We start from the raw sequence: 16,407 nt of genomic DNA, 5'->3' as shown, positions 1-16,407 counted from the left end.
ACTATTTCTCCTTTCTCTTTTTCAGTAGTAATCCTTCTGTATCCTTAGGCTCTTCTTTCAGCCAACTGTCTGGTATGGAGTCACCTATGTGATACTTGAAACCATGTTCTTTACACCATGTACTACATTTTTTCCCCAGACTATGCAGTGTCTGATCTGTTCGGAAGACAAAGCGTATATCTAAGTTCGGATACAGCTTCTTGATACGCAACATCTTCCCTCTGGCTGCGGAATCCAGAGAACCCCTGTAGTATGAGCTTTTGCCAACATGAGCATACCCACCTTCACCATCTTTGGCTTCTACAATAATGCCGTTAGGTAGTACAAAATCAGGTGTATATGTATGTTCCACTGTGTACTTCAAAGAATACTGCTCATATGCAAAAGAGACACTTCTGTCTTTTAGATTCTGTAAAAGTGTCTCTTCATACTTTGAACGTGTACCACGTTTATTCTTATGTATGCCACCAATTCGTATTAGAAATCCACCTCATCTTCCTGCACGTCTGCTTCTTCCCCTTCAGGACGTTTCTTAAACTCGAATTCATCTGAACCGTCTGTACTGTATTTGACAAGATTAGTGACCATCATGCTCTGTAAGTAGAGCCGTACGCCCCACTTCTTAGCAGAATCATAGAAGAATTTGCAGTTACAGGCTACTTCTACATCAGAGCCGTTCCCAATAAGTACATCCTCCGGAATAATTTCACCATATTCGTTGTAAATAGGGATTACCTTATTAACCTGCTTGCCTGTAGCTTTTTCGACATAGAAGTGTTTAGTCTTTACCTTTACCGTTTTTCTACCTGTGGTTTCATCAACCTTGATGGGCAGTGTGATTTCACCATCACAACGTTTGTCTGTAAACTGTTCATTTTTGCATTTGTCAGTAAAGTAGTCTTTCATACGCTGAAGATTTTCCTCAGGCATTTCAACCTGTACAGAGTATCCTACAGGATTTCCCTGATATGTTTCTGGTGTCCTTACTTTTGCCCAAAATGCTTTCCCTTTGATTTTCATTCGTTATCGCTCCTTTTTCTGTTGGTGGAACCGAACCCACCTGTTCTTTTCTGGATTGGGATTTTATCCCTCTTCTCTCTACTATGTGGGACAATAGAAGAAAATTCCCACTTCGCACTGCAGAAAGGTACCATTTGTGCCATTCGAGTCCCACTTTTGATGAAAACAGTATTTTTAGACAAATTATCTAATAGCAGACAAATTTCGCCTTTGTAATCTGAGTCAATCAAACCAACACCATTAGATAACCGTAATGGAGTATTCAGCCCTACACTTGACCGTAGCATAATGTGTACCTGCATTCCTTTAGGGATATCCAAAGAGAACCCTAAAGGCACAAGCGTCCCATGACCTACACTATGAAAAGGTGGAATATAGGTATCATCTGGTACTACTAAGTCTGCACCTGCTGAACCCTCCGTCTGAATCTGTGGTAACTCAACATCCTCTCGTAATTTATGAAATCCAATTTTATAAATCATACCGTAATCCCCTTGCCCTCCTCTGCTTCTGCTAACCACTGTTCGTATCTCTGTATCTTGTCCATTTCCTTTTGGATATCGTCTTTATGTCCCAGGCGTAATCTGTATTTCAGAATGTTTCCCTTGAGAAATCCTATGAACTCTTCATGTGTGAACATGCTCTGCATTATCAGAATAGGTTCCAAGACACTGTTTCTGTAGTGGGAGTCGTGGTAGCAATCTTCCTCCTCCTCATCATCCTCGTATAATGACAAATAATTCTCTTCTACTTCAAAAGAACCTCTCTCTTCATATCCGCAAACTGTGACATAATACACGTTGTCCACTGGCTTGCTGTCCACAACCTGCGCTACCAGACCATTATATGCAGACGAGACATAAGATATGGGTACATCATGAATAACTACATAATCTCCTATGCTATACATTTTTCTTCTCTGCTCCTTCCTAGTATTCCTTAGGAATACTACTAACTAACTACTAAGTAAGTAACCAAGAAAGTAACTAAGTAATACTTAAGTATACCTAAGGCATTCCTTTCCCTTCTCTCTACTATGTGGGACAATAAGATTTTCAGTATATGTGGGACAATTAAAAAGTAGAAGCAGAAGTCTTGACTTTTGTCTAAACCTATGCTTCTACTCTGTGCGCACTTCTGCAAAACTCTATGTTCTTACTCAGTGAAATACAAATTTGCTAGACAAAATAGAATTGATATCTAATGTGCCTTTTTGAGGTAAATCTATATCAATATGTTTGCCTAGCAATTCTTCCGCGTGAGCTTTAAAATCTTTTAGTGGCTCATTTTCACTATACAGTTTAACCATTTGCTGTCTAATAACTTCTCTCAGCTCCTCTGCTTCACCTAATGACGTACCAAATGAATCATGGACTGTAGTGAAGTTAGACACATTTTCACAAGCATTAACAGACATCATCAAGTGAGTAGCATCTAGGGAGTGAATGAAGTTAGGAGCAACACCAGACACCTGCTTCTTTTTGTCTGTGTCTTCCCCTTCCTTCGGCTCTGTAACATATATACGATAGCGCACACTGGCACCACCAAACCGCAACCTGAAGCATTCCGTATGTAAGTCAAGATACATCTGTTGTACGGGTAATCCTAATGGCGTAATCCATTCGACAGGCATGTTGTCAGACGCTAGTTCATTAGCTAGGTTTTTCAAGAAAGACATGCCCTGTGTAGCAGAAACTACAGTTGTCTGTACTGCATCCCATACCTTACTGGCCATATATCTAGCTGCCCTGAAGTCACCTACACCATTAAAGAAGGGATTGTCTTTTGTCGTATCTTCAAAAATCTGGTCCCCAAAACCATATTGCCCAGATCCATAGGCTAGTGTCATTACAGGGCGTTTACAAACTTTCCGTGTAATACCATGTGCAAGCCATGCTTCCGCTATTGCTTTTGTACCAGGCATCTTATTTCCTTTTCTGTCTGTATCTTCTATAGTGCCGTTGTGAGAATTATTCTCTACTGATATCAGAACTTTATTTGCTACTTCCTGATAAATATCACTAGGCTTATCATGGTCCACCAGATTTACCGCACTGCCACCAACAGGATCTCTCAGTAATGCAGAGTAATGCTGAAGTCCAGAGCAGGTACCGTCATATGCTATTACACAATGACACTCGAACCCTATTAAAGAGCCATTGTGTGCAGACATATAAGCTAAGGCATTGACGTATTCTCTGCTCCACGCTAGGAACTGGAAAGGTTTATCCTGCTCTTGCCACCATGTGTACCCTATGGGATTATCGACACTATTTACAATGTTATCTTTGTTATCCTGTACCCATTGGATACGTTCATCCAGACAAATTTTATCATGACCTGCCAAACCTGCACCATGAATCATAAGCCATTGCAAGGAATCTTCACTAGACACAGCTTTAGGAAAAGCATATTCCAGTAAACCTTTTGTCATATCATCCCCTTGTGGATTAAGACCCGTAGGAATGGGATATATACGCCCGCGAAAATCAATATTCATTGGGAAATATATTGTCTCGAATCTGCTAAAATCTTTAGCTAATTTGTACACCATAGTGCACCTTAGCGCCTTTCCTTGTCTCTGATTTTCCTTGTGTATCATAGTTATCATTTTCTTCTTATGTTCTTTAAATAGCACTTGCAATTCCTCAGACTCTTCTATCTCTTTGTCTCCATACGGAAAAGCCGGAAGTTTTTCATATGGTTTCATCTGGGGTATACCGGCCCTATTTCCACCGCTTTCCAATATAGTACCTACTACATTAAGCATATAACTATTGATATGATAGGCAGTGTTCTGGATCCTATTCACCGCACTATAGATAGGTGCTAAGTCTAATTCATTAAGCCGTGCCAGGTATCTTTTTAGTGTCTTAGTATTATGGATATATGGATGATACCGCATGAATACAGAGTTATATGAATAATAACCCCCTTCAAACATACCATTCCATGATTTAGGCTGTATGATAGTAGGTACATATTTTACTACTCTTGCTAGAGAATTATCTTCACTATTTTGGAGTGCTTGTAGAAATATTTCTGTAGGTCTTAACTCTGCTATTTTCTTTTCTACAGATTGGCTGTTGTCTATATAAAAATAATCTGTAGTTTCTACTAACAATTCTATCAAATGCATTCCTAGAGATACCATATCTTTTAAGGAATACTCTGCAAATTTGAAATCGTTACCCTGATATGCATGGAAGATAAACTGTTTTTTAAAGTGTCTGCCTACTCTTTTATTCATTTCCTTGCTATAGCGTTTATCTGCATTTTCTACTGTAGTCATGAAAGCATGTAACTCTACTTCATCATGTAATTCATCACTAATTTTTTTAGATATATTAGACAATAAAAACTGTTGGGCCACTACACTATTGATAACTACCTTCAAAGTTTGCACCGCCAGTGTCATATAAAAATCATTCAGGTTATTTTTATAATATACAATATAATTTTTCAATATTTTAGAATAACTAGGCTGTATACCTTTTTTCTTATTTATAACAGTTTCTAAAACATTCTTTTCAATATTAGACATATAGTTATCGAGTACTATCTTAATAATTCCTTTACCTATTTTAGTATCTGCATACTCATCATTTTGTTTAGCTTTTGTAAGGAAATTAAATTCTTTGTCTTCAGCTAATGTTTTGTACAGCTTCTCTACTTCTATCTGTTGCTCTAATGTGTACATATTCTACCTTCCTTTCGATGGGACAAAATTCTTTCTCTCTACTATGTGGGACAATTAACAGAACGTTTGTTCATGCTTTTATATATAAAAATAGCGTGTACTTAGAGTGACTTAAAAATTTCTAAGTACACGCTATTTTTAGCTTAACTATATTAAGTTTTTATCTAGGTATTCACACAACATGCATAAGAGACAAAGTATGATGTAGTATGCATATCCTTCTACCTTATGCCACGAATGCATACAAGCTCACCTCTGTAATTTTTATCTACATCGAAATTCTTACCTAGCATTCGTTCAACTGTTTTCCGTGTTGTTGCCTGTGCTACCAACGTAGCCGACCACCTGTCCCATTCGTTTTCATCCAGCCAACGTTCACGCTCTTTTTTAGATCGGAATGCATAGAATTCAAATGCATTTCCATTTAAAGAGTCATAGGATATGTGTATGCCATAAGGGCAATACTCTGCATAGTAATATTTCATTATTTTTCACCTTCCTTTTTCATCGGACAAATTAAGAATGCATCACCATTTTCTGTATAACCGTATGCAACACAGCTATTTTTTGTATGTAAATTCAGTTTGTCCAGGCCATAAAATTTGAAAACTTTGTCAACTAAGCAAGTCTTGAAAACCGAATCCCCTATTGCGATTATGTCTGCTTCTTTTTCTTTTTTCGTCGGTAGACAAGCAAGCCGTGCTTTTACGTCCTTGTATTCAACACTTGCATTGGCTTTATCATTGCCTACACTCTTTAAAACATTGTCTACATTTAGTTTTTCCTTTTCTGTTGCTAATAACTCAGTTGGAAATGTATCATCTCTAAACGTGCACAATACATAAGCATCGGTCCAGACTAGGCCATATTTTTCCGATCTGTGTACCTTTGTTAAGCAAGGTCTTTTAGCCTTCTTACACTCTTTCTGTATGAATTTGAACCGATTGCCTACAGGCTTGCTACATGTGTGTACATAAATATCATCGGTGCATAGTTTTTGGATTTTTTCTACTTTTTCTTTTTCAGTCATATCGAGTGCTAATACTTTTAAAATTTCCTGTGCTAACATATGTATCATCCTTTCTGGTTACATGTGATAAGTCACTAGTGGACTTAATCGAATACCTTAGTTATCTAAGGTACTCTGTTAAATTCACTCTTGAAAATAAGGACAAACAGCTAATGCGAAAATGATATCCAGTTCTGTATCTGTACACGTTATGTCTAAAATGTCTTCTCTATACTCATCTAACAGGATATACATACATTCTTCTGGCGTCCTGCCATCTAACTCGCTTATGTGAAAAACCCAGTTTCCTGTAGTTGTTTCATTACACCCCGTATCGTATATTTTTCTTGCTAATTCTTTGTTAGTCATTGTTTTGCACCACTTTCTTATGAATTTTATTAGCTACTAGACATAAATTAGATATACCAAAAATTTCCTCTTCTGCAGCCTGTAATGTCATTCCTCTTGATATATCTTCCCAGGTATCATCCATATACTGGATAACATACCCATGGGCACGTTTTTTGATACATAAGGAGATATTTAAATATCTTTTAATGTATTCGCATGTATTTTCTATTCTTGTTAATATTTCTCTTTCATTTGTCATGATAACTACCCTATATAAGGCCATTATTTGCAAAACTATAATATGTATCTCCAATAACTACATGATCGAGTACAGGAATTTCTAATATTTCTCCTGCCTTTTCAATTGCATCTGTAACTTCTATATCATCCTTAGAAGGTGTAGCATCCCCAGAAGGATGATTGTGAAACAAAATTACACTGCATCCGTTATGCAATAAGGCTACTTGAAAAACTTCTCTTGCCTTAGCCATGGTAGCGTTCAATGTTCCTTTTGTTAGTATGTGACTGGCTATTAAATTGTTGTGTACATCAAGTACTAATACTCCAAAATTTTCTACAGGACTTTTATTTATCCTAAGAATGTTAGCTAAGAAAATTGCAACGTTTTTAGGGCTAGACATATCTCTGCTAATGTTATAGTTGTGACTTTCTTCCTTAACTACTTCAACGTGATAAAAGCTAATTCTTGTCATGATATTACTTCCTTTCTACCTAACTGCCTAAAGGCTTATAGTGGCCTTTATCGAGTGCCTTAGAAAACTAAGGCCCCTGTAAAATCCACTAATTATGATTGATGAAGTGCTGTAAAGCATCCAGGACATAATACATTTCCCGTTTTGTCATTCTATAACTTTCATCTGTGTACCCACCGTTTTCGTATGTATGCACCAGTTTTACCCCACCGTATGCATATTCTAAGAAGTACTTTCTGCCGGTTCTGTTATTGATGTTTTTAATCATGTTATCTAAAAATTTTTCCGTGATTCTCTGTGTCATAGTAATTACCTACCTTTCTTGATTACAAGTGCGTCTATGTACTCACAAATTTAATCATGTGAATCCGTGTACTCACTTCTTTTTGATGGCTACATCATATCATACATGTTCTCACATGTCAACACATTTTTTAAATTTGTAATAACATGTGAAGCATGATATAATATAAAAAAGGAAGGTGTTAAATATGATAGAAAAGACAAAAGAAGTGAGAATAAACATAAGGTTAGAAAAAGATACAAGAGATAAATTTCAACAAATTTGCAAAAGTAAGGCTGTTAATGGTAGCGAATTAATCAGGCAGTGGATAGAAAAATACATACAACAGAATACAAACAAACAGTAATAAAAAGGGAAACCAAAAGCATACACAAATGGTTTCCCTTTTTGATATAATATAGACAAAAGTAAAGAAAGGCAGGTACAGCGAATGAGTCAAAAGATACCTTCTTTTGGTGGCGTGGATAAAGCAATGCAAAATAGCAAACCGATGATTACGCCAGCCAATGATACAGAGAACCAAAAAGTTAAGGATTCTCCAAAAACGAAAACAACGACAAAAACAGAAATACCCAATCAATACCAGAGCGATATAAATTATAATTTGATATGGGGTATAGTAATACTGTGTATGATATTGTTATTTTTCCTTATGTCCTATATGTATCATAAAAAAGAATAATTCAATATTATTTATGCTTCCTTAGTGGATCTAGATTAATAGCAATATGCTATAGACCATAAGTCATGTATCTCATCATAAGTATACCCCATGCCTGGAATATGTATATTATAAGTATTTCCAATGTATCTTATAAGTAACATTGATGTATCTTATAAATATTTCTGATGTATATAGACAGATATTTTATAGAGCAATTTTTAATATCACATGAACATTCATTCATATATCTTAATGTTTCCATCATATATCCTTGAGTATCCATATAGTTGACTCATTCAACTAATTAAAAAAACTGATAACATCAATACAACGGCTCCGTGTGTATCATAAATAAAAGCAATAGATAGACACTGGATACCGTGTAAACCTTGATATTATCAGGGATACCGTGAGACCTTATGTGTTTCTGTTCAGACATATAATAGTATATAATTAAGTTTATTTTATTTTATATTGTTGTCCAGGGGGTACACGGGGGAAAATCTGAGGAGATCTCAATCAATCTAGTATCACAAATTTTTCTCCAATTTTCATCTGGAATACTATGTCACCTTATGCTATCCTACCCATAGAGGGAACAACTAAAAGTATCTAGGGAAGAAAGGTGATATATGAAAAGAATAAGAAGAGAAAAAGGTACTGGGTCTATAACAAGAACACCAAATGGAAAATTCAAAGGTGCTATACGCATCGGTAATGGTAAGCGAGTTAGTAAAACGTGTGATACCCGACAGGAAGTTGAGCAGTTTTTCGATAAGGTACGAGGAACAGACATAAAGTACTTCACTCCAACTACCGTAGAAGAATATTGGGAACACTACATAGAACTGAAGGAAAATGTGTATCGTGAGTCTACCTTAAATGGTATCAAGCATTTCTATAACAAACATGTAGTAGGCAGTAAGTTGGCTAAGACAAAGTTTTATGATCTGACTACACAGGATATCAATAGGTATTTCCTAGGTCTGGCTTCCCATGGCTACGCTACTTCTACCCTGTCACGATGGAGAAAGAACTTCAAAGCTATACTGGAAACCGCGGTATACGAGGGATACCTTGATAATAATCCAATGACAAGCAGAGGTGCCATAAGGACCATCAAGGGTAAACCCAAAAGACACATACGTACATTCTCCAGTGAGGAAGTCAGTAAGCTGCTAGATAAAAAAACTTTGTCTACTAAGCTTCCCCTAGTCTACCAAATATACATAGTAATCGGTATGATAACTGGGGCACGTCCACAGGAAATACTTGCGCTTACCAAAGAAGACGTTACAGAAAACTGTGTAAACTTCAACAAATCCCTGGGATTCAGAGGAAAACTACAGGATGGCATGAAGACACAGGATAGTAGTTATAGGATAGTACCGATAGACAAAAGGCAATATGGTAAGTGGTTAGTAAGTAATATAAAAAGGCTCCCAAAGGATAATATCTTCTATTCCTTCAAGAGCCAATATGGTTACATGAGTATTGATAATGTAAATATGCGATTCAAAAAGTATACCCATGCCGTACTGGGTAGAGGACACCACCTGTACGACATGAGACATACTTTTGCTACCCTACTCATAACTGAGAAACATGTGGATGTTATGAGAGTGAGTAAACTAATGGGTCATAGTAGTGTAGAAACTACTTTGAAGTACTACACACACTCTACAGACAACCGAGTTACATGGAGTTACCCGTGAGACACAAAAGTGCTTATAAGTTGCTTATTATGCTCCTGAACCCTGCTGTTTTCCATCGGATTTCTTTACCGTGTTAAAGGATTTTCCTCTGTGTCCGATATTTTCTACGATGATGAACAGCATCGGAATGAGGAATACACCGAAGATGGTCGCAATGGATGTACCAAATACGACTGTGATGCCCATAGTGACTCGCGACGCGGCGCCCGCCCCAGTGGCGATGGCCAGGGGGATAGAACCTACGACGAAGGCCAGGGACGTCATGATGATCGGGCGGAGACGGATCTTGGCCGCTTCGATTGCTGCCGATACGGGATCCATGCCCCGTTCATCGACACGGACTTTCGCGTATTCGATGATCAGGATGGCGTTCTTAGCAGCCAGGCCGATAACGGCGAGTATACCAATCTGGAAGTAAATATTATTCTGCTGATTGAGCAGATAGGCAAAGGCAGAAGCCCCGAACAGGCCGGCCGGCACACTGAACAATACAGCAAAAGGTACCTTCCAGCTTTCGTACAAGGCAGCCAGTACCAGGAATACGAAGAGGATAGCCAGACTGAATACATAAACGGTCTTATTTCCTGCTTCGATTTCTTCACGGCTCATGCCGCTCCATTCATAGGCATAACCTTCACCGAGCGTATCCTGGGCGATTTCTTTCAATGCATTCAGGGCATCACCAGAACTGTAGCCATTGGCCGGTGCCCCCTGAACAGTAATGGAAGGATAATCATTGAAGCGGTTGATAATAGAAGCAGAACCGATAGGCTTGGGCCGGACAAAATTAGATACCGGTATGAGCTCTCCGCTGCTGTTCTTGACATAGAGATGTTTATTGGCATCAATAGACTGGCGGAACTCCGGCGCCGCCTGAATGACGACTTTAAAGTTACGGCCAAAAATGGTGAAATCATTGACCTGATAGGAACCATAGAAGGATTGCAGCGTCGTATACAAATCACTCAGCGATACTCCTTCCCGTGCTACCATGTCGCGGTCAATATCCAGCTGATAGCCCGGAGTATCGGCAGCAAAGGCCGTATAGACAGAACCGATTTCCGGACGCCGACGGGCAGCGGCGATAAATTTCTGCGTCGTCGCATTCAAATCCGATGTGCCATGACCACCACGGTCTTCAATGACAATGCTGAAGCCGGACGATGTACCCATGCCATCAATAGGAGGCGGATTCAAGGCCATGACCTGTGCCTGAGGAATCTGGTTGCCAAACATCATCGTTTTACCTACCAGCGCATCGACAGACAAATCTTTCGTCTTACGCTGCGACCAGTCATCCATACCCAGGAAAATAGTCATACCATTCGGTTTGGCACCACCAGCCAGGATACTGAAACCGGTAACGTTCATGACGCCCTTGACAGCCGGCTGACTTTGAAGCCATTGTGTCATCTTTGTCGTCAATTTCTTGGTTTCTACCTGCGATGTCCCTTCCGGGAGTGTGGCGTTGACCATGATGAACCCATTATCTTCAGAAGGAACAAATCCCGTAGGCATAACCCTGAAAACAACCCCGGTCAGGCAGCAAAGGAGAAGAAGGAACGCCACGACCCATTTCAGATGGAGCTGGAGATGAGCCAGGCGGATGCCATACCAGTCGATGAGGCGGTCAAAGGCCAGGTTGAATTTCTGGAAGAACTTATAAATGCCCTTCGGGTTGTCATTGGGCTTGTGTATATTCAGGATAGAAGCGCACATGGCCGGCGTCAGCGTCAGTGCGACGAAGGCCGAAATGGCGACGGAAATGGCGATGGTAAAGGCGAACTGCCGGTACAAAATACCACTCATGCCGCTGAGGAAACCGACCGGTATGAATACCGATGCCAGTACACAGGCAACGCCGATAACCGGGTTCTGTACATTGCGCATGGCAATGATCGTCGCCTCCCGCGGCCCCTTGGCATTATACTTGATTTCGTATTCGACGGCTTCGATGACGACGATGGCATCATCGACGAGCAGGCCGATAGCCAGGACCATGGCAAACAGGGTCAGTGTGTTGATGGAGAAATCGAGCACTTTGAAGCTGGCGAAGGTCCCCAGCAGCGATACCGGTACGGCGATGAGCGGAATCAGTGTCGAGCGGCCGCTCTGAAGGAACAGATATACGATGAACGCAACGAGAAGCAGCGCTTCCACGAACGTTTCAATAACTTCTTTAATAGAGGCCCGTACAAACTGTGTACTATCATAGACTACACTGTAATCCATGTCATTCGGGAAAGACTGCTTGGCCTTTTCCAATACTTTTCGTACGCCATCGACAGTCTGCATGGCGTTGGCATCGGATGTCAGGCTGACCATGAACCCTGCCGAATTCTGGCCATTATAAGAGCTGGTGACATTATAATCTTTATTGCCAAGATTGACACTGGCAATGTCGCCTATGCGGATCATAGATCCGTCACTGTTAGTGCGGACAATAATATTCTTAAACTGTTCCGCTGTCTGAAGGCGGCCGTCTGTACGCATACTGTACTGATACGTCTGGCTATCTGGCGTAGGCTGTGACCCTACTGTACCGACAGCAGCCTGCGTATTCTGCGATTTAATCGCCGCCATGACTTCGGTCGGCGTTACTTTTAAAATGCTCATTTTCATCGGATTGAGCCAGATACGCATGGCATAGTCCGATCCGAATTCCTGTACGTTACCGACACCAGACACGGATTTTAATTCATCCATGAAGTACTGGGTCGCATAGTTTTTCAAAAAGGTTGCATCATACGTGCCACTAGGAGATACGAGCGCAAAAACCATAGCGGTCGAACTCGTTGACTTCTGTACAGTTACCCCCGTCTGCGTTACTTCCGACGGCAGGGTGGACTGAATCTGACTGATACGGTTCTGGGTATTGACCATGTCCATATCATCATTCGTGCCCGTCTTAAACTGGGCCGTCATGGAATACCGGCCATCATCGTTACTGGAGCTGGAAATATAATCGAGCCCGTCAACACCGGTCATCTGACGTTCGATGACGCTGGCTACGGTCGTCCCGATGACTTCCGAGTTGGCTCCGACATATGTCGCCGATACACTGATCTGCGGCGGCGTTACTTTTGGATATTTTGCTATCGGCAATGTCAGCAGAGACAACAGCCCCAGAATGGAGATGACCAGCGAAATGACGATGGCAAAAATAGGCCTGTCTATAAAAAACTTAGATATCACTGTACTGCCTCCTATTTGGATGTACTATCCGTCGTCGTATCAGAACTGCTTTCAATATCCGTCTTTGTCAGCAGATGCTGATCCAGCGTTGCCCCTTTGGCTTTCTGATACCCATCGACGATGACCGTATCCCCGTCGGACAGGCCGTCTGTAATGATCCAGAATTTGCCGACTTTCTGTCCCGGCGTGACTTCTTTCGTCTGTACCTGTCCATCACTATCGACAATGGAGATATAATACTTGCCCAGTGTCTGCTGTACGGCACGCTGCGGTACGGCCAGAGCATTCCGCTGTACCTGTGTATCGGAAACGACCGTTGCATACAGTCCCGGGATGAGAAGATTTTCCGGGTTATCAAATACGGCTTTTACGATAATCGAACCGGAATTGCCATCCATGCCATGGTTGACCTGGACGACGCGGCCTTCATAAGGATAGGTAGACCCGTCGCTAAGGCGCAGGAGCAGATGGTCTCCCCAGCTGCCGGCCCCGGTCTGTTTCGTCATCTGCAGGTATTCCGATTCGCTGATCGAAAATTCGACAAATACAGGGTTTGTCGAGGAAATCGTAACCAGTGCCGTAGAACCGGCCGTGGCAAAGGTGCCGATTGGTACATCATCGACATTCAGTTTTCCCGAGAATGGCGCATAGACGATGGTATCATCGACGTTATCCTGGGCGGCATCGACCTGGGCGGCATTGGCTTCTACGACGGCCTGCTGCTGGGCCGTCGCCGCTTCCTGATCGGTAACGATCTGCTGGGCAACGGCATCCTGGCTGGCCAGTGTCTGATAGCGGCGCAGGTTCAGTTCCTGATTGGCCAGATTGGCAGCAGCCTGTGCCTGATTGGCTTTCGCCTGGGCCAGAGCCGCGTCATAGGTACGGCTGTCCAGACGGAACAAGGCCTGTCCGGCCGTTACTTCCTGACCGCCCTGGACGTATTTTTCCACAACCCGGCCGGAAATCTTCGGCCGTACGGGAACCTTATCCGTAGCCGTTACGGTGCCGCTGTATTCTGCTTTGACAGGCGTATCCTCCGCCTGTACCTTGTACGTATTGACGGCGACAGCACCTTTCTGCGCCCCCTGCTGGGCCCCGCAGCCCGTCAATAAGGCCGCAACAGTCAGCGCCGTTACGCCCAGTTTGAATAAATTACCCTTCTTTATCATGCAATGTAAGCCCCCTGTCTTTTTTTATTCCATATAAAATAATACGGATACACTTTTCCATATATTCAGGAAACGAGTAATCCTGATCTGTCTGTTCCACATAGTCCAGTACATCATCAGCCGCGCTGTGCAGCATATGAATGAGCAGCGTTTTATCAAAATCAATAAACTCATCGTTTTCCTGTGCCTGTTCAAAAATCTGTTCCAGAATCTGCCAGTCCCGTTTGGAATAGGTCTGCATGGTAGCACAGATTTCCGGCATCTTGGTGAAAATTTCCTTGGCTTTGCGCATGGAAAACACCTTGCCGCTGGCATTGACATTAAAATACTCTATTAGTTTTTCTTCTGCCGTAAGTTCCTGATTCTGCAACAGTTTCACATGACGGGTATATACTTCATCCATCAGGGAATATAACGCTTCAATAATCATTTCCTGCTTGGACGAAAAATGTTCATACAACGTCCGCTTGCTGATACGGAGACGGCGGGCCAGATCATCCATATGGAAATTCGGGCCATGCACACGCAACTCGTCTATCGCCGCCTGCAAGATTTGTTCACGGATATCTTTATTCATGCACTCACCCTATCCATCCTCCACTTCAAAACGAATATGTCCTATTCAAAAAAATAACAACAAAAAACTCAAATAGAAAACTCAGTACCAATTTATAGTTTAATATACGGGACTGTATTAGTCAATGAAAATCTACAGCCCCGTATAAATTTGTCTTGTTTTAGAACTATTTATTTTGTTATCGTTTCAGCATATCCTCTACCATCCGTTTCAGCGGAATGATTTTGAGGAATATCGCCCCACAGATGGCACCAATAAATGTATTAGGCAGGAACGCGACGACAAAGAACCAGAGGGCCACGGCTTTGGAATCGAGAATAAATGCAGCCAGCGGATAAGCAATCAGTCCTCCCAGTATGCCCGTGCCAAAAATTTCCCCGACGACGGCTCCCCATATGGATCCGGTCTTTTTGTACAGGATCCCCGAAAGACAGGCACCGATCATACTGCCCGGGTAGGCCAGGATCGTGCCGACACCCAGAGCGATACGGATAGAAGAAATGCAAAATGCGCCAGCAACCGAATAACGCCATCCCAGCAGGACTGCCAGCAGGACATTGATCAGATGCTGCAGGGGAAATACGCGGGCTCCTCCAAAGGGAAATGATACGAGAGGGGCCAGAAGGACGCCGAGCGCAATAAAAATAGCCGTGAGAGTCAGTTTTTTCAAATATGCATTCTGATTATTCATCGTAGGTCAGAACCTTTCCATACGTAAGATATGTTTCTGCTTGTAACTGGTATAACGCATCGATGAGATGCAAATGAAATGTCCCCGGCCCCTGGGATATGCAGGCCGCTTTTTCTCCGGCAATTCCCATGGAGAGAATGCCGCTGACAGCCGCCGTAAACGGGTCGGACACGGCCGCAAAGGATGCGATGAGCGATGTCGTCATACAGCCCGTACCCGTCACATACGTCAGAAGGGAGGTACCGTTTCCCAGAAGGACACTGCGCGTTCCGTCTGATACGGCATCGACCGGTCCCGTGACAGCCACGGTCGTCTTTAACAGCTGTGCCAGACGGCGGACTTTTTCGATAGTAACCTGCTCCGTATCATGACTGTCCACGCCCGGATTGACTCCGCTCTTTCCCGCGGCGAGACACATCATTTCGCTGACGTTTCCCCGGATAACGGCCAGAGGCAGATGTGTCACCAGCTGCATGGCTCTCTGCGTCCGGTACGTCGTCCCGCCGGCACCTACAGGGTCGAGCACGATAGGGACTCCCTGTCCGGCTGCTGCTTTACCGGCTTTTTCCATCGCATCGATGGTCCACGGCTGGAGAGTCCCCATATTGAGAACCAGAGACGAGGCAGCACCGGCCATTTCTCCTGCTTCAGCCGGAGCCCAGGTCATGGTCGGCGATGCTCCTATGGCCAGCGTCGCATTGGCACAATCGTTGATGGTGACGACATTGGTTATATGGTGGATGAGTGGCCGCTGCTGCCGCAGGCGCTGCAGTGCCTTTCCTGCTTCCTGTAATACATTCATGACATAGCCTCTCAGATATGGATTTTCATAATAATCTTACGGACAGGGCCGCACATCCCATCCGGCGCACACAACGGACGATGGCCGTCGCCGGGAAGAAAGATGGCAAACGTCCCCGGAGTCATGAGAACCCGCGTGTCATCTTCGTAGGAACCGTCATAAAACCAGATATCATCATCAGGGCGCGCTTCTATGACCTTTCCCGAACGGCACAAAGGCTGCCAGCCAATGTATTCTCTCCCGGCCAGCACCATCTGGATATCGACATAGGACCGGTGTGCTTCTATCTTACGGGCCGAAGCATTTTCCGTCATGACTTCATCAACATTGAAAAAATGCGGCCCCGAAAGCTCGTGGCGTCCCGGTTTGAGCAAAGCCGTACGGAGCGTCGCCAGTTCTTTGATCCAGGGACGCAGCCATTCCGGCATTGCCTGTACTTCCGTCTCCCATTGCCTGATATTTCCTGCATACATGAAAATCCCACCCTTCCAGAGTAA

At 42.7% G+C, this 16,407-nt stretch carries 18 protein-coding genes; 3 read left to right on the top strand and 15 right to left on the bottom strand.

The genetic code is table 11. The features are described 5' to 3' along the window. Position 1: 1 nt before the first annotated feature. The 9 genes from DW949_RS13920 to DW949_RS02480 all read right to left on the bottom strand — a co-directional run bounded on the left by DW949_RS13920 (position 2) and on the right by DW949_RS02480 (position 6,793). Positions 2-463 (bottom strand): endonuclease I, encoded by a 462-nt coding sequence (locus DW949_RS13920; protein WP_370448708.1) that lies wholly within the window; start codon positions 461-463, stop codon positions 2-4. Positions 464-477: 14 nt separating this feature from the next. Next, positions 478-1,020, bottom strand: coding sequence for a hypothetical protein (locus DW949_RS02520; RefSeq protein WP_118021714.1), 543 nt, complete (start codon positions 1,018-1,020; stop codon positions 478-480). After that, positions 1,017-1,502: a dUTP diphosphatase gene (locus tag DW949_RS02515; protein ID WP_118021713.1), complete on the bottom strand. Its 486-nt coding sequence runs from the start codon at positions 1,500-1,502 to the stop codon at positions 1,017-1,019. Before DW949_RS02515 ends, DW949_RS02520 begins: the two co-directional genes overlap by 4 nt. Beyond that, complete coding sequence (locus tag DW949_RS02510) at positions 1,499-1,930, bottom strand: DUF3310 domain-containing protein (RefSeq protein WP_118021712.1); 432 nt, start codon at positions 1,928-1,930, stop codon at positions 1,499-1,501. The genes DW949_RS02515 and DW949_RS02510 overlap by 4 nt, the downstream gene beginning before the upstream one ends. Positions 1,931-2,179: 249 nt before the next feature. After that, a complete protein-coding gene (locus DW949_RS02505; protein ID WP_118021711.1) occupies positions 2,180-4,720 on the bottom strand; it encodes a DNA-directed RNA polymerase in 2,541 nt (846 codons plus the stop codon). 484 nt (positions 4,721-5,204) lie between these two features. Beyond that, positions 5,205-5,789, bottom strand: coding sequence for a hypothetical protein (locus DW949_RS02495; RefSeq protein WP_118021709.1), 585 nt, complete (start codon positions 5,787-5,789; stop codon positions 5,205-5,207). 84 nt (positions 5,790-5,873) lie between these two features. After that, positions 5,874-6,098 carry a hypothetical protein gene (locus DW949_RS02490; RefSeq protein WP_118021708.1) on the bottom strand — a complete coding sequence of 75 codons (225 nt, stop codon included), beginning with the start codon at positions 6,096-6,098 and terminating at the stop codon, positions 5,874-5,876. Beyond that, positions 6,091-6,339 (bottom strand): hypothetical protein, encoded by a 249-nt coding sequence (locus DW949_RS02485; RefSeq protein WP_147349040.1) that lies wholly within the window; start codon positions 6,337-6,339, stop codon positions 6,091-6,093. Before DW949_RS02485 ends, DW949_RS02490 begins: the two co-directional genes overlap by 8 nt. A gap of 10 nt (positions 6,340-6,349) precedes the next feature. Continuing rightward, the gene (locus tag DW949_RS02480; RefSeq protein ID WP_118021706.1) at positions 6,350-6,793 is read right to left on the bottom strand and encodes a RadC family protein; all 444 of its coding nucleotides are present in this window, start codon (positions 6,791-6,793) and stop codon (positions 6,350-6,352) included. A gap of 491 nt (positions 6,794-7,284) precedes the next feature. Between DW949_RS02480 and DW949_RS02470 the strand changes: the two genes are divergently transcribed. From DW949_RS02470 to DW949_RS02460, 3 genes are all read left to right on the top strand, one after another. Further along, positions 7,285-7,443, top strand: coding sequence for a ribbon-helix-helix protein, CopG family (locus DW949_RS02470; RefSeq protein WP_118021704.1), 159 nt, complete (start codon positions 7,285-7,287; stop codon positions 7,441-7,443). Positions 7,444-7,527: 84 nt separating this feature from the next. After that, positions 7,528-7,779, top strand: a complete 252-nt coding sequence (locus DW949_RS02465; RefSeq protein ID WP_118021703.1) for a hypothetical protein — start codon at positions 7,528-7,530, stop codon at positions 7,777-7,779. 614 nt (positions 7,780-8,393) lie between these two features. Beyond that, positions 8,394-9,476 carry a site-specific integrase gene (locus DW949_RS02460; RefSeq protein ID WP_118021702.1) on the top strand — a complete coding sequence of 361 codons (1,083 nt, stop codon included), beginning with the start codon at positions 8,394-8,396 and terminating at the stop codon, positions 9,474-9,476. Positions 9,477-9,503: 27 nt separating this feature from the next. Here the strand turns inward: DW949_RS02460 and DW949_RS02455 are convergent, their stop codons facing one another. The 6 genes from DW949_RS02455 to DW949_RS02430 form a co-directional block, all read right to left on the bottom strand. Next, entirely contained in the window at positions 9,504-12,671 is a 3,168-nt protein-coding gene (locus tag DW949_RS02455) for an efflux RND transporter permease subunit (protein ID WP_118021701.1), read from the bottom strand. A gap of 11 nt (positions 12,672-12,682) precedes the next feature. Then, the gene (locus DW949_RS02450) at positions 12,683-13,840 is read right to left on the bottom strand and encodes an efflux RND transporter periplasmic adaptor subunit (RefSeq protein ID WP_118021700.1); all 1,158 of its coding nucleotides are present in this window, start codon (positions 13,838-13,840) and stop codon (positions 12,683-12,685) included. Next, positions 13,824-14,417 (bottom strand): TetR/AcrR family transcriptional regulator, encoded by a 594-nt coding sequence (locus tag DW949_RS02445; protein ID WP_118021699.1) that lies wholly within the window; start codon positions 14,415-14,417, stop codon positions 13,824-13,826. Before DW949_RS02445 ends, DW949_RS02450 begins: the two co-directional genes overlap by 17 nt. A 178-nt stretch (positions 14,418-14,595) precedes the next feature. Beyond that, positions 14,596-15,108, bottom strand: a complete 513-nt coding sequence (gene thiW, locus DW949_RS02440; protein ID WP_118021698.1) for an energy coupling factor transporter S component ThiW — start codon at positions 15,106-15,108, stop codon at positions 14,596-14,598. After that, positions 15,101-15,910 carry a hydroxyethylthiazole kinase gene (gene thiM / locus DW949_RS02435; protein WP_118021697.1) on the bottom strand — a complete coding sequence of 270 codons (810 nt, stop codon included), beginning with the start codon at positions 15,908-15,910 and terminating at the stop codon, positions 15,101-15,103. Before thiM ends, thiW begins: the two co-directional genes overlap by 8 nt. An 11-nt stretch (positions 15,911-15,921) precedes the next feature. Further along, positions 15,922-16,383: a YhcH/YjgK/YiaL family protein gene (locus DW949_RS02430; protein WP_118021696.1), complete on the bottom strand. Its 462-nt coding sequence runs from the start codon at positions 16,381-16,383 to the stop codon at positions 15,922-15,924. Positions 16,384-16,407 lie beyond the last annotated feature (24 nt).

Source organism: Megasphaera sp. AM44-1BH (genome assembly GCF_003467125.1).
Classification (GTDB): Bacteria; Bacillota; Negativicutes; order Veillonellales; family Megasphaeraceae; genus Megasphaera.
The sequence above is the reverse complement of the archived record's forward strand: the minus strand, read 5'-3'. Positions and strand labels throughout refer to the sequence as shown.